The sequence below is a fragment of the Microcoleus sp. CAWBG27 genome (assembly GCF_020883145.1).
Taxonomy (GTDB): Bacteria; Cyanobacteriota; Cyanobacteriia; order Cyanobacteriales; family Microcoleaceae; genus Microcoleus.
Genome location: NZ_JAHREU010000003.1, coordinates 207508 through 226359, shown reverse-complemented (window position 1 = coordinate 226359; position 18852 = coordinate 207508). Strand labels below are relative to the sequence as shown.

Below are 18852 nucleotides of genomic sequence, written 5' to 3'. Positions count from 1 at the left end.
TGTTGTTGCGCTTCAGCGCTCTTTGCTCCTGATATAAGCAAGAGCGCTGAAGCGCAACAACGTACCTTTTTGATTTGAGGTATGTTGTTGCGCTTCAGCGCTCTTTGCTCCTGATATAAGCAAGAGCGCTGAAGCGCAACTACGTGCCTTTTTGATTTGAGATTTACAGAGATTCAAAATTAGCAGTAAAACCCTCTAAAGTCAAGCATTCATCCATAAAATCCTCTACATCATTGACATTCTCAAGTTTATATTCCATGATGCGTTGACCGTCGCCTTTCATCTTTTTGGAAGAAAGAGGTGTAGCCGGATATTTGTCAGCAATGACTTTGAAAGCTTTGGAATTGACAGTCCAGCTTTCCGCAGAACATTGAATGATTAAAAGCCACATGATAAAATTCCTCCTTTGCTAAGGTACGTAGTTGCGCTTCAGCGCTCTTGTTGTCTATATGAAAGAGCGCTGAAGCGTAACAACGTACCTAAAAAATCCTTTGGTATTCAGGTTGGTGAAACTTAGCTCGATAGTGCCGACAAATCAAGGGATTCTGTTGTTTGGAAAAAAGCTAAAAGCCGATCGACTATTTGAGCAACACCACCCTTAACATTCGACTCAACATTCAAAGGCATCACCGGATCGTGCAGTGACAAGCGTAGCAGAAACCAGCCCGATTCGCTAGCTGACGTGCAGGAAACTCGCAAACCTTCGTAATTATTGGGTACAATTCCCCAGTCGGCTTGGGTTGAGACAAATTCTTGCAGTTGCTCAATGACGCTAGTTCCGTGGGCTTTGAAATCATCCACACCAATTTTAATCCGAAACTCTGCACTTTCTTCAGGCTCTTGTAAATTCGCAATTAAATCCGGCAAAGATTGATTGGCTAATTTGGATTTAGCTAACTCTATCAATAATTTGCTCACCAAGTAAGCACCATCATCCAAAAAGTAATTTTCCTTCAAAGCACCATGTCCAGAAGTTTCAATCGCCAGCCATGATTCCTGTCCCGCTGCATTGAGACGAATCGACTCGTCAATCACATTTTTGTAACCGCGTTTAAAGCGATGGTGAATTCCTTTCAAATCCTGTTCGATGAATTGCGTTAAGCCATCGGATGTGATAGAATCTGTAACGACGGTAGAGCCTGGGTGCTCTTGTAGGACGATCGCCGAAATCAACGCGATTAACCGATTGCGATTCAGTTCCTTGCCAAATTGATCCACAGCCGCACTGCGATCGACATCCGTATCAAAAATAATCCCAAAATCAGCTTGATTGGCAATTACCGCTTGACAAATTGACTGCATTGCCTGTTTATCTTCGGGATTCGGCACGTGATTCGGGAATGTACCATCCGGTTCTAAAAATTGGCTGCCCGTCGTGTCGGCACCTAAAGGTTTTAAGACTTTATCCACATAAAATCCGCCCGCACCATTCCCCGCATCCACAACAATTTTCAACCCTGTCAGCGGCTGCTCAAAATTATCGGGATGATTGACTGATTCCCTAATCTTTTCGACGAATTGGTTGCCATAAACAGAGATAAAATCATGCTTGGTAATAGTACCGGGAACGGCAGTTGTTTCAAACTCATTGGTTTCGGCAAATGCTAAGATATCGCTAATATCTTTTTTTTGTAATCCACCGTTAGCAGTGAAAAACTTTAAGCCGTTGCGATTAAAAGGTAAATGGCTAGCAGTCAGCATAATCGCGCCGTCGCACTCAAAACCTGGGGTGATTGTACTCATAAACATGGCGGGAGTTGATGCCATTTCAAAATCATATACTGTAGAACCAACTGAGGCGATGCCGTCCATGACTGCTTGCATTAAAGTTGGCCCGGATAGGCGACTGTCACGCCCGATCGCAATTATCAACTTTTCGGCTGGTTTATGGACTTTCTGCACCAGCCAACTGACAAAGGATTGACCTAAAATTGTCGCTATTTCCGGCGTGAGGTTGACTGTTTCGCCGGGAACCCCTTCGAGGGCGATACCGCGAATGTCCGATCCATTTTGCAGTTTTGTCCAGTTGAAGTTTTGCATAATGATTGATGGTAATTAGAAGGAAGAATGAAGAAGATAATACGGCGGTTGAAACCGAAGGATTTTTTAGGTACGTTGTTGGGCTTTAGCCCCAGATTCAGGGCTAAAGCCCAACAACGTACCTTTTTTAATGTGGCAATACAGATTACTGGGAATTTTAACCCCGTCACCACTGAGATTAAACTCTCAGTCTTTAGTCGCGTTCAACGCTATAAGTTGCCTGCAAACTGAACTCACCATGCGCGGGGACTTCGACAATATCTGTAGCGGCATTGGTCGTTTCCACGCAGATTAAGCGCTGATAATCTGCATCATCGAGGTCGGCCATGTTTTTAGAAATTGTCACCCAGGGATTCCACACAACGGCGGATTTACTGCCAGATGATTTAATCCGAATCCGACGGTTGAGGGCGGCATCGTCTATGACGAATTCGTTGGTGACATCGAGATAAATTCGATCGACCTCACCGACAGCTACGACTGCACCTACTTGAGTTTTTTCGACTCCACCGTCAACTTTATCAAGATATTGGCTGTTTTCTAAACCCAACACCTGCACGCGGTTGATGTCTCCGACTAGAAAATAGGTGTGGAAGGCTTGGGTGAGGGGAAATGCTTTGTCGCCGAGATTGCGGGTGATTAATTCTACTGTGAGAGTGGTGCCAATCGTAATGGCGATCGCCAGTTCAAAAGCTTGAGGCCAAATTGCTCTAGTTTCCTCAGTATCCTTGAGGCCTAGAGTGACTTTGGTTGCGCCGTCAGGAGTTGTAGCGGTGTTGACGACATTCCAGAGGCGATTTCGCACAAACCCGTGGGCTGGGCGGCCCAAACCTTCGGGATCTGGGCCAAACCAGGGCCAACAGATGGGTACACCGCCTTTGATGGCTTTCCCTTCGGCGTAGTAGGCTTTGTCGCTGAGGAACATCAAATCTGCGGTTTCGGTGGCTGGTTGGAAGGAGAGCACTTGGCCGGAATACACAGATATCAAGGCTTTGGCTTGGCCGTTGTCGATGTGAATCATGGGGAAACCGCCGTTTCCGCTGGCGAAGGTGAGGTGGCCGGCGATGCTGTAGTCTGTGTTTAGTTGGTCAATGCTCATGCTGGTGGCTTGGTTAACTGCTTCACAATTATCTCAGGAGTTTAGTATTTATGTTTAGCTATTTAGCAAGTAGTTTCAAATAGTAGCTTTGTAGGGTTATCAAGAAGTGAAATAGATATTAAGAGGATTTTACCACAGAGAGCGCAGAGGACACAGAGAGAGGAGGAATCAGCGGTTTTTCACGAAATCCAAAACCCTCATAACACTCTTCCCTCTGCGCCCTCTGCGTCCTCTGTGGTTCAAAAATCTTCTCTTAATGAAGTGGGTTATAAAGCAATACAGTTGACTTAAGGCTTTTTGACGAATTTCATCTGACGATTTTCTGGCAATACAGGCATTTTTGGCAAGTCAGATTTTTCTTAAGTCAACCGTATTGCAACATAATTAAGGTTGATATTGTACTTCATAAACCTGGAATATGCTGTATGATTTGGTTCACCAAGTTACTCCTTTCATCTCAACCGGGAATAATTTACGCTCAGAGAGACGATCCTCATCTAATGCACCGATCAAGTATTGACCTGTTTCTTGTTGCTCCTCAATATCTTCATCATCCATCCAAGACTGAAGCAGGTTAACAGCCTTAACTTGTTTTTCTCTTAAAATAATAAACTTTTTCAAAAGCTGCAAAGTCACAGATTCAATTGAAATCCCTTGTTCGTTTGCTTCCTGCAAGAGATATTGCTCAACTTCTGACGGTAGGTCAAGGGTTAGTGTCATAGATTTTTTGAGGTATGTTCAACATATTTTAACTCCTGTTTCATCTTCCACTCAAACATTAATGACGACTTTCCCCACTACCTGCCGCTGTTCGAGGTGGCGAATTGCTGCGGGGACTTCGCTCAAATTGTAGCGTCGATCGATCCAAGGAACAATTTTGCCCGCTTCCAGCAAATCTCTCAAAATCACCAAATCTGCTTGAGTGGGAGTCAGGACGACACATTTCACCTTGCGGCGACTCATGAGCGAAATCAACGGCCCAAGGAACAACATCACCTGAAATAGTCGCGTTGTTGAACCACCGATGAGGACGTAGGTTCCCGTGGGTGTCAAAATTGGCAGATAATTAAAGACCGATCGATAGGCCGCCGCATCCAAAATCAAATCATAGGTTTGTCCAGTTTTCGTCACATCCGTTTGGGTGTAATCAATGATACGATCTGCCCCGATCGATCGCACCATATCCATTTTTTTCGTGCTACAAACCGCCGTCACTTCAGCCCCAAAAGCCTTCGCAATCTGCACAGCAAAAGACCCGACACCACCCGACGCACCATTAATTAAAACCCTTTGTCCTGCCTGAATCTGACCAGATTTGCATAACGCATGAAGTGCCGTCAGTGCCGCCGCCGGAACCGCTGCGGCTTGTTCAAAACTAATATTTGCAGGTTTGATTACCAATGCGTCTGGCGGCACACAGACATATTCCGCAAAAGCTCCAAACCCACACTCAGAGATGTCACCGAAAACCTCATCCCCAGGTCGAAACTGCGTCACATTCTCACCCACCGCCTCCACCTGTCCAGCAACATCCATCCCCAGTGTCTTGAATTTAGGTTTGAGCAATCCGAAGGCGAGACGAGCGATGAAGGGCGTTCCGCGCATCAGATGCCAGTCCCCTGCATTCACAGAACTCGCATGGACTCGCACCAGGACATCATTGTCTTTTACAGCAGGCCGATCGACCTCCACCAGACTCAAGACATCCGGCGAACCATACTTCGTTTGAACGATCGCTTTCATGGTGTCACTCCTTTAGACTTATACTGTAAGTCTAACTTACGGCGTAAGTTTGTCAAGATATAGTTCAAGAATCGATTTGAGAAGAATTAAATGGCTAAGACGATCGACTCAAATACCGCGCCCCAAGTCCCTTTAAGCCGGGAACGGGTGCTGCGCGCGGCGATTCGCATGGCTGACGAGGGTGGCATTGAGTCCCTCTCGATGCGGAAGCTGGCTCAGGATTTGGGCGTTCAGGCGATGTCGCTGTACAATCACGTAGCCAACAAGGATGACATCATCAATGGCATCGTCGATATTGTTGCCGGCGAGATTGAGGTGCCGAGTCTGGGTGTTGACTGGAAAATTGCCATGCGGCGGCGGGCGAATTCTGCCCATGAGGTGCTGGTGCGTCATCCCTGGGCGACAATGGCGATCGTCTCGCGGGCTAATGTGGGGCCGGCAATGTTGCGCTATGTGGATGGGACGCTGGGCTGTCTATGCGAGGCGGGCTTTTCGCTGGAGATGGCCGATCGCGTTTGGAATGCGATCGACAGTCATATCTATGGATTCACACTTCAGGAGTTGAACTTTCCCTTCGAGGCGGCGGAGTATTCCAAAGCGGCCCAAACCGGACTTTCACTCATCCCCGCTGACGAGTTTCCTTATCTCAACAGGCTGACACATTACGTCATAGAGGGTCGTTATGACGGTATTCATGATTTCGACTTCGGGCTAGAATTGCTCCTCAACGGCCTCGATAAATTTCGAGACAAGGTTTGATTTTTGCCGATGGTTTCTAGATGAATACAGGATGATTTAACCACAGAGTACGCAGAGAACACAGAGAGAGATAAGAGAGATGAATACAGGAGGATGAAGAGCAGAATTGATATTATCTAAATTTCCGTTCAGCCTGATAATTCCGATAAGCTGAAGTGTATTTAAATTGTATAGTCGAGTTTAAGAAAAGTCCTGTGGGGAGTAGGGGTTGGGCGTATCGCCCGCCCAAAAAATCTAATTTAGATCCCCAATAGCTTATTGCCGGATTTGAGATGAGTCATCCAAAACTTTGAAACCCGATCGCCCGAGTCACCACCTAAACAGGAATCTTTTTTCGGCTGAGCACCTCAAACCCATACTGTGCAAGCAATACAGCCGAAAAAATTGACGCCTTAAAAAAAACACTTACCGGTTCGGGTAAATGCTCAAAAATCAAGTATCAGACTACAAAACTCCGACTGCTAACAGCGCCTCCGCTTCACTCTCATTCATCTCATCGAGTTTCAGCCAAACTTGGTGCATCAACTCATCCAACCCAACTCGACTCACAGCCGAAATCATCAACACCGGAGCACCGCTGATTTCCTGCAATCGCGCGATCGCATTTCCAATTTCCTCATCCTCAAGATCGATCGCATCTACCTTATTAAAAGCCAAAATCTGCGGTCGATCGCCCAAACCTCGCCCGTAAGCTTTCAATTCTTCCTGAATTGTGATGTAATCGGCGATCGGATCTTCAGAAGTAATATCGACTAAATGCAGCAACAACCGAGTCCGTTCAATGTGCCGCAAAAACTCATAACCCAAACCCGCGCCCTCGTGAGCTCCGGCAATTAATCCCGGAATATCAGCAAAAACAGTACCGTCGCCAGTCGGTTTTTTGACTACGCCCAAGTTCGGAACTAAAGTTGTAAACGGATAATCTGCAATCTTCGGACGCGCCGCCGACAAAGCAGAAATTAGCGTCGATTTGCCAGCATTCGGCAAGCCAATAATTCCCACTTCAGCTAACAGCTTCAATTCCAAGCGCAAAAACTTATGTTCTCCTTCTTTTCCCGGTAGCGCATAATCTGGAGCGCGGTTAGAATTTGTCAGAAAACACTTATTTCCTAAACCGCCTTTACCACCTTTGGCAACACAAAAAGTCTGTCCGGGCGTCACCAAATCTGCTAAAATTGCCTGAGTTTCCGCATCGTAAACTACTGTACCGCAGGGAACCTCGATCGTGCGATCGGCTCCTGAAGCACCAGTCATATTCTTCGGCGCGCCCTTCTTCCCGTTTTCGCCTTTAAAAATCCGGTTGTACTGGAAATCCAGCAACGTTTGCAGGCTTTCCACCGCCACCATAAACACAGAACCGCCCCGCCCGCCGGTGCCACCACTTGGCCCCCCCGCCGGTATATACTTTTCTCTGCGAAAAGCTACCATCCCATCGCCGCCTTTGCCGGCTGCGACTTGAACATCTGCGCGATCGATAAATTGCATAATTTAATCAATAATCATTGGTCATTAGTCATTAGTCATTAGTCATTAGTCATTAGTCATTAGTCATTAGTCATTAGTCAGCAGTCATCAGTGCTGTCCCCGAAGAGCGAACGCTATTAGTCATTAGTTATGATACCCGATCCAAGTACAATGTTTATCTTTTGGTGCGGAGTACACATCCTACCGGACTAATTAGTAGTCATTGGTTAATAGCTTACGGTAATTAATCGAACATTTGACAAGAATGACCAATGCCCAATGCCCCATCCCTCCGCTTCGCTTCGCCCAATGCCCCATGCCCCATACCCAATGCCCAATGCCCAATGACCAATGACTACTGACTCTTAACAATATGACGATATATCTTCCTTACAATCATCTGCCAAATAGCAGAGAGCTCGAAAGCGCATCCCCACCAATTGTTCGTACAGCGGGTTAAGTTTGCACATCGCCGGAATGTGGACAATTTTGCGGCCGAATAATACGACATCTCGTTCAAACGGACACTGCGGTGGAATCATTTTGCAGACAAAACGTGCCACTCTCGGATCGTGAACTTCCCAGCCGTCAAGCCAGTCTTTCACGGGTGTCAGGACATTTTTCTGCTGAGGTTGAGGCCGCCCAGAAAGCGGTGTTGCTGCATAATCAACGGCTGTTTGGCTGCTTGATTCCTGCGGCTGCGTGCTGCTATCTTCGATCGTGTGTCGCAGAGATTCGATCGCCTCCACGTTATGACCCAAAGCTGTGCAAAACTTGTAAAGTACCTCATCTTCGGTCAGAGAGTAGGTACCGTCTGCTAAGGCTACCATGACTGCTGTTCTCAAAAAATTCTCCCCGTTGGCGGTGCCTGTCCCTAATACAGCAGCTAGTTCCTCTGCGGTAATCGGTTCAAAACCGGTCTCAAAAGATACCGGATTTAGTTCATCCTGAGTCAGGCTAGCAATCATTTTTTGCTCATTTTCGTCAAAGTTGCCGTCAGCCCAAGCAATTGTCAGCAATCCCCGCAGCCAAGCGGCAATCTCTCTATCCGTGCAGTTAGATTTTGCGTTACTCATCAGCGTTTCCAGTTGGATGATATACCAGTCAAGTTGTTGGTTTGGAGCGGGATAACTATTCCCCTCTAAATAATTTTTACTGGTTTTTTGCTCGATCGATCTTTTTGTGAAAGGTTTGTGCCCGAAGATTGCTCCAAACGCTTGTAGTGGACGTGTTAAAAGCATATTTGTGTCTCAGGAGCTTCGCCAATTAGCGAGCTAATCTATGGTTTAATCCTCTTCCCCTAAAGTGTCGTCTATCTGGAGGAATAGGTTTTGTTGATTCATTGTTAAGTATAGTTGCACAGATTTTAGATGGCGTATCGAATTTTACGTAATTTCAACGCCAGATCGACCCAATTTATCGCAAGCAATCACAGGTTTGCCAAGATAGGATCTAATCAGCAACCGGGTTTCTCACCCAGGGGCGATTTTACTTCGCTATGTTTACATTTTAATATATATATTTGTAAATTATTGTGTAGCAGCTCCGTAATATTTGACAACAAATCGGAATTATGCTGTGAAAATAAAAAGACTTGATAAAAGTATCAGGCTATCTCAAGATTCTGATTGCTGGGATAGCTTATAAATCAGTCCCAGACCGAACAATCAAGGTACGTAGTTGCGCTGTCTTCGCTCCGAAGGTACGTAGTTGCGCTTCAGCGCTCTTAGGTACGTAGTTGCGCTGTCTTCGCTCCGGGTGGATCTAGGTTTTGCAGAAACACCATTAAAAAAAAGGTACGTAGTTGCGGTTTAGCGCTCTTTCCTGAGATTATAAAGAGCGCTGAAGCGCAACAACGTACCTCAGATCGAAGTTGTGCTGTCTTCGCTCTTTCCTAAGATTATAAAGAGCGCTGAAGCGCAACAACGTACCTCAGATCGAAAATGGTATTAGCTGCGACGGCACAAAATCCAGCGCAATTCCATGGGCGGCCGTCCATTTGCCATCGGGAAGACATCTCTACCTGTGGCCCAACTCGGGAACCAAGGCGTTGGCGGCCAGGCTTCTTTTGGCAGGTGGTGGCGTTCGTATTCCCACACCAATTCGTCGGATATTTGGACTAAGGGTAAGCCTTCCATGGCGGCGGCGAGCTCTTGGGGCGTGAATAAAGTAGACCATGAAAGTTGTGCAACTTGTCGCACGAGGGCGTCTGGCTGGTAGTCGCCGACGGTTAAGAATGTGCTGAAGAGCAACACGCCTCCGGGACAGAGGAAATCGCACATTTTGGCAAGGAAAAGCCGTACTTGATCGATGTCTCGAAAATGTGAGATGACTTCGGCTGCCACTGCCAACTGGTAGCGGGCTGGTTTCATCCGCATTAAGGGATCGAGCACGTCGCCTTCTGTTACTGTGACGGGAAGGTTTTCGGCGGTGGCGGCTGTTTGCAATTGTTCTGCAAAAGCTGGGGTTAGCTCGATCGCATCTACAGAATAGCCCAATCTCGCCAGCGGTAAGGTATTGCGCCCGGTACCGGCCCCCACGTCTAAGATGCGGATGCGATCGGGATTTCCCAATTTAGCAGCCGTTGCCATCAATTTTGCATCGGGATGGGAACCAAATAGAGGCGGTTCTCTAGTGTCAACCCAGCTTTTATATTGTTCTCCTACTGTTGAAGTAGTTACAATCACTTTGCAAGCTAAACCGGTTTGTGGCGGCTGCACAGATTCGTATTGCAGAATCATCATCGATGCTGTTGAAGTGCGGTAGCCCTGTTCTAATTTAGTAGCTAAAAGCTTTCTGAGTTCCTCTTTACGGTCTTCTGGAAGTGGTCTGTCGAGGGTGCTAAATAGCTTTTCGATTGACTTGAGATAGTGGTCTGCCATTCCCGGTACGCAGGGGAAAACTAATTCTCCGCGTGCGGTGACGCGAGTGTTAATTTTGTAGAGGATGGCTTGCTGGAGAATGTCGGGATTGACTACCAGCGGCATTTGTTCGGTTTGGTCGATCGTGCTTTCGGCGCCCATAAGTTCGAGGAAGAAGGTTCGGCAACGAGCAATGTACGGGATTTAACGGATGTAACGGATGGAATTTTGATCGAATTCGGAATTCGGAAGAGGCTATTGGTGTCAACAAGCGCGTTAGATGTAGTAGTCTTCTGTTTGACGCTTAGGCCTTCGATCCCCCCTAACCCCCCTTATTAAGGGGGGGACAAGAGTGAGTGTCAAAGTGGGTTTTTTTAAGGGGGATTTAGGGGGATCGAGACTTTGATACAAACCATAGATTCAAAGGATTTTAGATGTAAGTAGATACGCTTTGGGAATAGGTTTGAGGGAAGTTTGTTGATAGCTGACTGTACAATTTCAGATTGTTAAAGAACCAGATTACATTGAAAAAATGCGGTTTGTAGTGAGGACTTTAGTCCGCATCAATTTCTGCGGACTAAAGTCCTCACTACAAACTTGTTTTTCGGAGATGATATTTAAGATATCGATCGGCTGTAGCGCATTTAAATTGTATTTTTCAGGACGAGGTGGAAAAAGCAAATCCTCTCGCCTTCTCCCCCTCTCTCGTTTTCCTGTCCGATCGCTAGAAATCGCTTTATTGGAGTAATTCCGAGTCAATGCGAGCAGATTAAAGCTCATAGCCATAGCCGTCACTCCTATGTACGAAAACTACATTGCTCATGGTTGAGAGACTTATTCTTGCGCCATCGATCAAAACCTCAAACCCTTTTGGAGTCGGTGTCTTGACTCTTGCCGTATAAGTTCCAGCTTTGACTTTTTTCCGGTTTTTGTCGATAGTAAACCTGACTACATCACCTGCTGCAATGTGAGTAAAAACAGTTTTAGCGTTTTTCACTGCCGGAAATCCCGAAGCATTAACTCGAATGGATTGGCGACTGCCATGACCTTTGCAGGTAATCAATAGAGGTCGATCGGTTCTAACTTGAATGCTTGCCCCAGACTCGCCAACACAAGCAGCATCAAGGCTGTGAGTTTTTTCAATACCTTGACGCGCTCGGTTCATTTTCGTTCTTGCACCTGAGGAGCATTTCACGTTCTGGCAAATAGATTTAGCCATTTTCACGATTGCGTATCTGGTTGAATTGACCGCAGCCGCATCTTTTAACGGTTTTGTGGAATTCTCTAAAACTTGATTCAAAATGTCAGGTGATTTTGCCAAGAAATCGCGAACGTCCAAGTTACCTTTTTTGACATTACAGACATGACAAGCTAGAGTTAGATTTCCTACGCGGCTACTCCCCCCTTTCGACGTAGGTTGAATATGCTCAACTTCTAGCGGTACGTTTTCTGTGCCACAGTAAGCGCATTTTCTACCCCACTTTTGCAACAAGTATTCACGCACTTCGTATCCTTGTAATTCACCTTGTTGGTATTCAACTCCATCTATTTCTGGATTAGCTAACTTTTGCGTATCAAACCGAACTTGTTCAATTTCGATCCAGGCAATTGGACAATACCGCATAAAGCGTTTAATCCAAGTTTCAACTGTTAGCACTCTGTGTCGGATTGATGGAGCTAGCCATCCCTCTGGCTTGGCACGATTCAAGCGTTTCTTGCGATAGCGTAAATTGCGCGAACGTCTTCCACGTCTAAACCCTGCCCGTTTAACTAAATCTAACTTGATTGCTTCTCCTCGATGATTTAGTTCTGCTCGAAACAAGATATCATTACCACATTGAATGGCAAACCCCGTCCACTGACTACCTGGGTCAATCTTGAGGATGTATTCCTTTGTTTTGATACTTTCGATAGTTTGTTGCTGGATTGCGACATAAGGAAATCTGCGAAAACTGGCAAGCTTCCCACGATTCTGTAATTCTCGGCATCTGCCGGGGTGAATCATATCTAACGGTTGCTTGTCTCCGTTGATTTGAAATACCCAGTTCTGTTGTTTCGTTGGTTGCATTTCTGCTTCACCTTTCGGGTGATGTTTGCTTTGAAAATGCTCCTGAGACTTGTCACTGGAAATAGTGTTTCACCCTCAGAAACTAGGCAATGTTCTATTTACCAAACCGCTTAGAACTAGCGAATCCTATTGGGGTTTTGACCTCAGGTAGCGTAGATCCCAAGGATCTTATTCTGGGGTAGCAGGGCTTTTATGCCTGGGGTAAACCGGAAACTCCGATTTACTCCATTTCTTTGCTACTCAGCCATCACAGGCAATTTATCTGGGTAGCAACTGAAAGCTAGGCTTAGTTGCTGCCAGTAAAAGTCACTTCGGGGAACCTTGACTGAGCTTCAGTCATCGGGCGCCGTCTGCCTTCTTCTTGCCAGTAGTTGATAACTTCTGTAGCTTGGTTGAGGATTTCGACGCGATCGTTGTCAGCAATCCAGTGTTTGGCTTCGAGTTCGTTTTTGAGTTCTTCCCACGCATCCTTGCGCGGCCAGAAAAAGTAAGATGTCAGCGGGCTAGTTCCTTTACCGACAACTTGGTCAACGGCGAGGGCAACATTCTCTTCTAGCCAGAGAACTTTTAAGATGAACTTGGACAAGCAAACCTCCAGGGTTCCGATCGAACTTATTAAAAATTTCTACAATCGCTAAGCGTAGCACATTCTGTTCAATAATGGGTCATTGGCGATTAAAAGTTTTGTCGGAGGGCTGGGTTTCCCGCTGTTTAGGGGCCCGAAACCAATAAAATTTGTGCAAAACTCCCCCCAGCTATAGGGATAATTAAGTTATGAGCAGATTTATTTTAGTTTTTGACATTGATGGTGTGGTGCGGGATGTGTCCGGTTCCTATCGGCGGGCGATCGCAGATGCGGTAGAACATTTCACGGCTGGTGCTTTTCGCCCGAGTTCGATCGATATTGACTCTCTGAAGTCTGAGGGTGTGTGGAATAATGACTGGCAGGCGTCTTTGGAGTTAGTTTGCCGTTATTTTGAGGGAATTGGGCGATCGCGAAATCAACTCGATTTTAAATATGACGAATTAGTCGCTTTTTTCCAAAGTCGCTATCGCGGGAATGACGATCAAAATTGGACTGGTTACATTTGTGACGAACCGCTGCTGTTAAATCCAGCTTACCTGGAAAATTTAACAATTGGAGGCGTTGCTTGGGGATTTTTTAGTGGTGCGATGCGCGATGAAGCAGCTTATGTTTTGCAAGGGAAACTCGGCTTAAATTCTCCCGTGTTAGTCGCGATGGAAGATGCACCGGGAAAACCAGATCCGACTGGACTTTTCGCGACAATTGAACAGTTGGAAAATCTGCACGGTTTAGAAAGCAATTTGCCCGTAATTTACGCCGGAGATACGGTTGCCGATATTTACACCGTGGTGAAGGCGCGGGAATTACAACCGAATCGGGTTTGGCTGGGTGCAGGAATTTTGCCACCTCACGTTTTGGATGATTCTGCTCGCTGTGAAGCCTATGCTGCGGCGCTGAAAACTGCTGGTGCTGCGGCGATTTTTAGGAATGTCGAAGAGTTGAATGCTGCACGAATTGGAGAATTAGTTAAGTAAGAAGCCAACCTGCTGCTGATTGCTAAAATACCTACAATCCCGGTCTAAAAACATAAAAAACGTTCGTAGTGCGGACTTTAGTCCGCAGCCGGAGAGCGGACTAAAGTCCGCACTACGAACCAATTACCATTTAAAGATTATTTCAAGTTCAAGAATTTGTCTAAGGCGCTAACTACAACTGGCGGCCAGCGGCGGGTTTTTGCCACCCAATCGAGGTCTTTGTAGCGGGAATCGAGGCCGACTGCTGCTACCCAATTGCTCTCAGCTTCGCCGCGCTGTCCAGCCTCCCAAAGACAGGCACTGAGGGCTGCTCTCATGTCAGCAAATTGGGGATATCTGCGGACAATATTTTTCATATTGCGAATTGCTTCTTTGGTTTCCCCGTTTTGATAAAGCGCGAGGGCGTGATTGGCACGAGCAAAGGCGTATTCTGGTGCTAATTCAAAGGCTTTGTTGTAGTCTTTAATGGCTATTTCCCATTTGCCTAAACCTGCTTCGGCGTTACCTCGGTTGTTGTAGGCGGCTGGATCTTTGGGATCTAATTCTAGCACGTGGTTGTAGTCTGCGATGGCTTCTTCCCATTTTCCTAAACCTTCTAAAGCTGTGCCGCGATTTAGGTAGGGATCGGGGGCGTTGGGAGCTAGTTCGATCGCCTTTTCGTAGTCAGCAATTGCTAATTGTAGTTTGTTTTGGCTGACTCTCGAATTGCCTCGGTTGCTCCAAGCGGCTGCTTGTGAGGGAAATTTGTCAATAATTTCTGTCCACAAAGTTTCTGCGGCGGGAAATTTGCCTTCGTTTGTAGCTGCAAAAGCTTTCTGAACAAGTTCTCCTAATTCCTGCTGCTGAGGGGTGAGCTCTGTTGCTTGTACTTGTGCGGCGGCGGGCGTGATATTTCCCAACCAAACTAACCCGGTTACAATTAATACTGTAAAAAATGTGAAAAGTGAGCGAATCATCTTTGGTGGCAGTTGAAACTTTACTTAAAGATATTATTAACCAAAATTCTGGCTGTTGGTTCGATATGTTAGGACTAATTTTATGAAAAAACGCTTATTAATTTTGGGCGGAACGGGTGATGCTGTTGAATTAGCTGCCACAGCGTCTCAAATTGCTGATATCGAGGTGATATCTTCGCTAGCAGGGCGGACGAAACAGCCTTTGACCCCAAAAACGGGTACGGTGCGGATTGGGGGGTTTGGTGGGGCTGTTGGGCTGGCTGAGTTTTTGCGTTGTAGCCCGATCGACTTTTTAATCGATGCGACTCATCCGTTTGCAGCGCAGATTTCAGCCAATGCTGCGGTGGCTGCGACTGAGTGTCACGTGCCTCATTTGATGCTGGTGCGCCCTGCGTGGGAGGCCGTGGAGGGCGATCGCTGGATTGAAGTCGCCAGCCACTCGGAGGCTGCAAAAGCTTTGTCAGGGCATTCTCGGCGGGTGTTTCTCACCATTGGGAGGCAGGAATTGGCGGAGTTTGCGGGTTTGGAGGGTGTTTGGTGTTTGATGCGGGCGATCGATCCTCCGGCACCAAATACTCTTGTTCCTGATGGTGAGTTATTATTAGCAAGGGGGCCTTTTTCATTGGCGGACGAGCGGCAATTGCTCTTGGAATATCAAATTAATACAATTGTTAGCAAAAATAGCGGTGGCGCTGCGACATATCCAAAAATTATCGCGGCTAGGGAGTTGGGTATTCCTGTTGTAATGGTGCAACGGACTCCGATTCCCAATGTTGAGCGGGTTGCTGATGTGGCTGGGGCGATTGATTGGCTGATTCAGCAGTTGAGTTGAAACGAACCGCGAAGGCGCAAAGGACGCGAAGGAAGAGGGAGAAGTTGATTGGAAGAACTAATGCTTAAATTTAGCATGAAGAAGGACTAAAGTCCTCACTACGAACCTATTTTAGGGATTTTTTCGGAGTGCTGTTTAATGAGTTAAGATGATTGTTCATTTCTTGTAGATATGCTTTTAAAACTGGATACTGCGAAGTTGCTAGCAGCGGATCTTTTTTCTGGGTGATAGTTGTTTCTAACGGCAAAACGCGATACTTAGATTTATTGTTCAGGGTATAGCGGTGTACCCAAGTAGGAATTGTTTTGATATTGGTAATTTCTGTGGTTTTTTCGGGAAATATCTTGCGAATATTAATTTGCACAATTACGCCTAAATCTGTATAATCTTGGGTCTGCCCCGAGATGAAGTTTCCCATTGAATAAATTGCTACGGCCTTTCTGGTTTTCCCATTCTTTCCTTTGAATTTAAAGATTTTGTAAGGCTGGACGACGTGGGGATGGCTGCCGAGAATGATATCTGCACCAGCTTTTAAGAGGTTTTCAACTAATTGCTTTTGTTGGGGGTTTGGCTGTCGCTGATATTCGTCGCCAAAATGCAGCGAAATTGCGATCGCATCTGCTCCTTTTTTTCGGGCTTTGGCGATGTCTTTGATTATCTGTTTTTCGTCGATTAGCGAAACTAGGTAATCTTTGCCTTTGGGTATGGGGATGCCGTTTGTGCCGTAACTGTAGGCTAGCATGGCTAGCGATATGTTATTTTTGGTGACGATCAAAATCGTATCGCCCGCTGCTTTCGATTTGGCTGTCCCTGTTGACGCAATTTTACGATCGCCCAAATTTGCGATCGTCCTCATTACCCCTATTTCTCCCCGATCCAAAGCATGATTGTTCGCCGTTGTCAAGATATTAAATCCAGCTTTTTTCGCAGCATCCAGTAATTGAGTCGGTGCGTTAAATAGCGGATATCCCGTATATCCGCCCGCATCTTCGCCCGCTAAAGGTGTTTCCAGGTTTCCCGTTACCCAATCGCCCTTTGACAGGATACTTTTAACTGGTGCGAAGAAGCTGTCAAAATTGTATGTTTGCTTTTTTGCATCGTAGCCCGAGATTGTTTGAGTAATGTGCATCATGATATCGCCGACAGCAATTAGTTGCGCTTCTTTAATCTCAGACTTGGGTTTAGCCGGTGCAGGTGTTGCAATTGGCGATGGCGTCCCGCCCCGCAAGCTACGGCTTTCTGTACGCTGTGTGTTGGTTTTTGGCGTTTGGATGTCGCAGCTTGCGATCGAAACCACGGCAATTAGCGAAAGCAACCGACGAAAATTCATAACTATATCATAGGAATTTATCGGCACCTATGATATCATGAAAAAATTAGTTACTATCCAAAAATGAATAAAAAATATTTAATTATTGCCTTTATTGTTTTTGTTTCGATCGCGAGTTTTGGTATTTTAACTTATGCTCAAGATTCAGGCGATCGACCTTTTGAATTTGCCTTAATTGGCGATTTGCCTTACAGCGCAGAACAAGAAGCAAAATTCCCAAATTTGATTGCCGATATCAATCGATCGCCCGCAAAATTTGTCGTCCACGACGGCGACATCAAAAACGGTTACACCGTCTGCGATGATGCAGTTTTTATTAAAACCAAGCAGTTATTTGAAAAATTTGAGATCCCGTTTATTCTCACCTATGGCGATAATGATTGGACTGACTGTCACCGTTCAAATAACGGCAGTTACGATCCAGTAGAAAGGCTTGCTAAACTCCGGGAAATCTTCAGCAAAGGTACTCAAAGTTTGGGAAAGCGCACCTTAACCCTCACCCGTCAAAGCGAAAACCCGCAGTTTGCTAAATATCGCGAAAATGTCCGCTGGACTTATCATGGAATTGTGTTTTTGGCGATTAATATGCCCGGAAGCAACAACAATTTTGGCCGCACGCCCGAACAAGATCGAGAATATGCCGATCGCAATTTCGCTAATTTAGCCTGGATTAAAGAATCTTTTACCTCAGCCAAACGCAGCAACAGCAAAGGAATCATATTAATTGCCCAGGCAAATCCAGGATTTGAACTCGATCCGGCAGACAAAAGAAGAAGCGGGTACAACGATTTTATCGCAACTCTGGAAGCAGAAACGCGCAATTTTCCAGGACAAGTAGTATTCGTGCACGGCGATACTCACTATTTCCGCATCGATAAACCTTTACCCCGTTTTGACGATGACACTCAACTCCCGAGATTGCAAAACTTTACTAGAGTTGAAACTTTTGGTTCTCCCAACGTGCATTGGTTGCGCGCTACTTACGATCCAAAAAGTCCTAATGTATTTGAATTTCAACAGCGGATTGTTCCGTAAAATTAGCCAATTTAACACCAGCTTTATGAAAGATATAGCGCTTATCAGAAAGATAAGGTACGTTGTTGGGCTTCAGCCCTCTTATAAGGTACGTTGTTGGGCTTCAGCCCTCTTATAAGGTACGTTGTTGGGCTTTAGCCCTCTTATAAGGTACGTTGTTGGGCTTTAGCCCTCTTAGTCTAGTGGTTATACAAGCTGCCAATCATACCTCAATCTTTTTTAGAAATGCTATATCTGAATACAGTTTACTTAAGATTGTCATTGCGAGGAACGAAGCAATCTCCGTATCTATTTTTCATAGGGTTTTACCCCCAGAACAGTCTTAAGTAAACGGTATTGAACTTTTATCTCTAATTTCCCAGCGGTGGAATCTTAGCTAAAACACCTTTTTTCAGAGCTTGAGGACGCTCAGACCAAGGCAATAAACCATCCGGTTTCGCATAGTATTGACCAGCGCATTCAAGCACAGCCTCGACGCTTTCCGATTCATTGAAAGGCAAATCACCAAACAGATAAGTATACTTTCCAGCAGCAGCAAAAGAGACCGCACAAGAGTGACTGCAAGCACTCATGCACTCAACTTCCCGAATATCAAACTGCTCGGATAATTCCCAATCTCGAGCGAGTTTCGATAAATCTTCCATGAATTGTTGACCACCACTTTTACCTTCGCGCTTGCCGTCTTTCCAAACACTAGCGCAAGCAGTGCAAACCAAAAGACTGTGTTTTGTGCGTACAACCGTGTTACGTTTAGTTCCATTAATCATCCATACCTCGTAGATGCGTTCAAAAGTGAGTTAGATATCGGCGGGCATTCTGACTTTAGAGGTAGAGGACTGAAGTCCTTACTACAAACCTCGTTACAGTTGCGGGACAGCGCCGGACTTGCACCGAACTTTCCCCGTTTCCTCTAGCGGCTGCTCCCCGCTAGAACCGATCGCGAATTCAAATCCTACCACACTTGCCGCCCTTTCCCAAAAAAGTTATGTTGGTAAAAGCAAGTTTTAATATCTACCCACATAAATTAACCCGGTTCGTAGTAAGGACTTTAGTCCTCTGATATTTCTGCGGACTGAAGTCCTCACTACAAACCTTATGAACGCTT

General features: G+C 45.9%; 17 protein-coding genes and 1 riboswitch. Of the genes, 4 read left to right on the top strand and 13 right to left on the bottom strand.

Annotated elements, in window-relative coordinates:
- Nucleotides 1-163 precede the first annotated feature (163 nt).
- The 5 genes from QZ938_RS03295 to QZ938_RS03275 form a co-directional block, all read right to left on the bottom strand.
- Nucleotides 164-391 carry a hypothetical protein gene (locus QZ938_RS03295; protein WP_293146531.1) on the bottom strand — a complete coding sequence of 76 codons (228 nt, stop codon included), beginning with the start codon at nt 389-391 and terminating at the stop codon, nt 164-166.
- Between the two features lie 122 nt (nt 392-513).
- Nucleotides 514-2040 carry a phosphomannomutase/phosphoglucomutase gene (locus QZ938_RS03290; RefSeq protein ID WP_293347953.1) on the bottom strand — a complete coding sequence of 509 codons (1527 nt, stop codon included), beginning with the start codon at nt 2038-2040 and terminating at the stop codon, nt 514-516.
- Between the two features lie 193 nt (nt 2041-2233).
- Nucleotides 2234-3139 carry a D-hexose-6-phosphate mutarotase gene (locus QZ938_RS03285; RefSeq protein ID WP_293347950.1) on the bottom strand — a complete coding sequence of 302 codons (906 nt, stop codon included), beginning with the start codon at nt 3137-3139 and terminating at the stop codon, nt 2234-2236.
- Nucleotides 3140-3574: 435 nt separating this feature from the next.
- Complete coding sequence (locus QZ938_RS03280; protein WP_293347947.1) at nt 3575-3859, bottom strand: hypothetical protein; 285 nt, start codon at nt 3857-3859, stop codon at nt 3575-3577.
- A gap of 51 nt (nt 3860-3910) precedes the next feature.
- Nucleotides 3911-4882, bottom strand: a complete 972-nt coding sequence (locus tag QZ938_RS03275; RefSeq protein ID WP_293347944.1) for an NAD(P)-dependent alcohol dehydrogenase — start codon at nt 4880-4882, stop codon at nt 3911-3913.
- Nucleotides 4883-4972: 90 nt separating this feature from the next.
- Here QZ938_RS03275 and QZ938_RS03270 point away from each other — a divergent pair, with 90 nt between their 5' ends.
- On the top strand, nt 4973-5641 hold the full coding sequence (locus tag QZ938_RS03270) for a TetR/AcrR family transcriptional regulator C-terminal domain-containing protein (protein ID WP_293347942.1): 669 nt from the start codon (nt 4973-4975) through the stop codon (nt 5639-5641).
- Nucleotides 5642-6085: 444 nt separating this feature from the next.
- On the opposite strand, the gene obgE is transcribed toward QZ938_RS03270, so the two are convergent.
- The 5 genes from obgE to QZ938_RS03245 form a co-directional block, all read right to left on the bottom strand.
- The gene (gene obgE, locus QZ938_RS03265; RefSeq protein WP_293146519.1) at nt 6086-7126 is read right to left on the bottom strand and encodes a GTPase ObgE; all 1041 of its coding nucleotides are present in this window, start codon (nt 7124-7126) and stop codon (nt 6086-6088) included.
- Nucleotides 7127-7470: 344 nt separating this feature from the next.
- Nucleotides 7471-8346, bottom strand: coding sequence for a Mo-dependent nitrogenase C-terminal domain-containing protein (locus tag QZ938_RS03260; RefSeq protein WP_293347940.1), 876 nt, complete (start codon nt 8344-8346; stop codon nt 7471-7473).
- Between the two features lie 708 nt (nt 8347-9054).
- Nucleotides 9055-10128: a bifunctional 2-polyprenyl-6-hydroxyphenol methylase/3-demethylubiquinol 3-O-methyltransferase UbiG gene (locus QZ938_RS03255; protein ID WP_293146515.1), complete on the bottom strand. Its 1074-nt coding sequence runs from the start codon at nt 10126-10128 to the stop codon at nt 9055-9057.
- 607 nt (nt 10129-10735) lie between these two features.
- Complete coding sequence (gene iscB / locus QZ938_RS03250; RefSeq protein ID WP_293146513.1) at nt 10736-12034, bottom strand: RNA-guided endonuclease IscB; 1299 nt, start codon at nt 12032-12034, stop codon at nt 10736-10738.
- A gap of 286 nt (nt 12035-12320) precedes the next feature.
- Nucleotides 12321-12632, bottom strand: coding sequence for a 30S ribosomal protein PSRP-3 (locus tag QZ938_RS03245; protein WP_293146632.1), 312 nt, complete (start codon nt 12630-12632; stop codon nt 12321-12323).
- Between the two features lie 176 nt (nt 12633-12808).
- Here QZ938_RS03245 and QZ938_RS03240 point away from each other — a divergent pair, with 176 nt between their 5' ends.
- Nucleotides 12809-13594, top strand: a complete 786-nt coding sequence (locus QZ938_RS03240) for a TIGR01548 family HAD-type hydrolase (RefSeq protein WP_293347937.1) — start codon at nt 12809-12811, stop codon at nt 13592-13594.
- Between the two features lie 137 nt (nt 13595-13731).
- On the opposite strand, the gene QZ938_RS03235 is transcribed toward QZ938_RS03240, so the two are convergent.
- Complete coding sequence (locus tag QZ938_RS03235) at nt 13732-14550, bottom strand: tetratricopeptide repeat protein (RefSeq protein ID WP_293146509.1); 819 nt, start codon at nt 14548-14550, stop codon at nt 13732-13734.
- Between the two features lie 82 nt (nt 14551-14632).
- On the opposite strand from QZ938_RS03235, the gene QZ938_RS03230 reads away from it, so the two are divergent.
- On the top strand, nt 14633-15382 hold the full coding sequence (locus QZ938_RS03230; RefSeq protein ID WP_293347934.1) for a cobalt-precorrin-6A reductase: 750 nt from the start codon (nt 14633-14635) through the stop codon (nt 15380-15382).
- A gap of 106 nt (nt 15383-15488) precedes the next feature.
- Here QZ938_RS03230 and QZ938_RS03225 read toward each other — a convergent pair whose 3' ends face one another.
- Complete coding sequence (locus tag QZ938_RS03225; protein WP_293347932.1) at nt 15489-16712, bottom strand: CapA family protein; 1224 nt, start codon at nt 16710-16712, stop codon at nt 15489-15491.
- Between the two features lie 63 nt (nt 16713-16775).
- Between QZ938_RS03225 and QZ938_RS03220 the strand changes: the two genes are divergently transcribed.
- Nucleotides 16776-17747, top strand: a complete 972-nt coding sequence (locus QZ938_RS03220) for a metallophosphoesterase (RefSeq protein ID WP_293347929.1) — start codon at nt 16776-16778, stop codon at nt 17745-17747.
- 350 nt (nt 17748-18097) lie between these two features.
- On the opposite strand, the gene QZ938_RS03215 is transcribed toward QZ938_RS03220, so the two are convergent.
- Nucleotides 18098-18514: a DUF1636 domain-containing protein gene (locus QZ938_RS03215; RefSeq protein WP_293347926.1), complete on the bottom strand. Its 417-nt coding sequence runs from the start codon at nt 18512-18514 to the stop codon at nt 18098-18100.
- Nucleotides 18515-18535: 21 nt separating this feature from the next.
- Nucleotides 18536-18700, bottom strand: a riboswitch (cobalamin riboswitch).
- Between the last annotated feature and the right edge of the window lie 152 nt (nt 18701-18852).

What these genes read in the sequence shown, in the direction of transcription:
- QZ938_RS03270 (WP_293347942.1), top strand. Translation starts at nt 4,973, where the DNA reads ATGGCTAAGACGATCGACTCAAATACCGCGCCCCAAGTCCCTTTAAGC.
- QZ938_RS03290 (WP_293347953.1), bottom strand. Translation starts at nt 2,040, where the DNA reads ATGCAAAACTTCAACTGGACAAAACTGCAAAATGGATCGGACATTCGC.
- QZ938_RS03230 (WP_293347934.1), top strand. Translation starts at nt 14,633, where the DNA reads ATGAAAAAACGCTTATTAATTTTGGGCGGAACGGGTGATGCTGTTGAA.
- QZ938_RS03280 (WP_293347947.1), bottom strand. Translation starts at nt 3,859, where the DNA reads ATGACACTAACCCTTGACCTACCGTCAGAAGTTGAGCAATATCTCTTG.
- QZ938_RS03235 (WP_293146509.1), bottom strand. Translation starts at nt 14,550, where the DNA reads ATGATTCGCTCACTTTTCACATTTTTTACAGTATTAATTGTAACCGGG.
- QZ938_RS03255 (WP_293146515.1), bottom strand. Translation starts at nt 10,128, where the DNA reads ATGGGCGCCGAAAGCACGATCGACCAAACCGAACAAATGCCGCTGGTA.
- QZ938_RS03275 (WP_293347944.1), bottom strand. Translation starts at nt 4,882, where the DNA reads ATGAAAGCGATCGTTCAAACGAAGTATGGTTCGCCGGATGTCTTGAGT.
- QZ938_RS03220 (WP_293347929.1), top strand. Translation starts at nt 16,776, where the DNA reads ATGAATAAAAAATATTTAATTATTGCCTTTATTGTTTTTGTTTCGATC.
- QZ938_RS03295 (WP_293146531.1), bottom strand. Translation starts at nt 391, where the DNA reads ATGTGGCTTTTAATCATTCAATGTTCTGCGGAAAGCTGGACTGTCAAT.
- QZ938_RS03215 (WP_293347926.1), bottom strand. Translation starts at nt 18,514, where the DNA reads ATGATTAATGGAACTAAACGTAACACGGTTGTACGCACAAAACACAGT.
- QZ938_RS03260 (WP_293347940.1), bottom strand. Translation starts at nt 8,346, where the DNA reads ATGCTTTTAACACGTCCACTACAAGCGTTTGGAGCAATCTTCGGGCAC.
- QZ938_RS03225 (WP_293347932.1), bottom strand. Translation starts at nt 16,712, where the DNA reads ATGAATTTTCGTCGGTTGCTTTCGCTAATTGCCGTGGTTTCGATCGCA.
- obgE (WP_293146519.1), bottom strand. Translation starts at nt 7,126, where the DNA reads ATGCAATTTATCGATCGCGCAGATGTTCAAGTCGCAGCCGGCAAAGGC.
- QZ938_RS03240 (WP_293347937.1), top strand. Translation starts at nt 12,809, where the DNA reads ATGAGCAGATTTATTTTAGTTTTTGACATTGATGGTGTGGTGCGGGAT.
- iscB (WP_293146513.1), bottom strand. Translation starts at nt 12,034, where the DNA reads ATGCAACCAACGAAACAACAGAACTGGGTATTTCAAATCAACGGAGAC.
- QZ938_RS03285 (WP_293347950.1), bottom strand. Translation starts at nt 3,139, where the DNA reads ATGAGCATTGACCAACTAAACACAGACTACAGCATCGCCGGCCACCTC.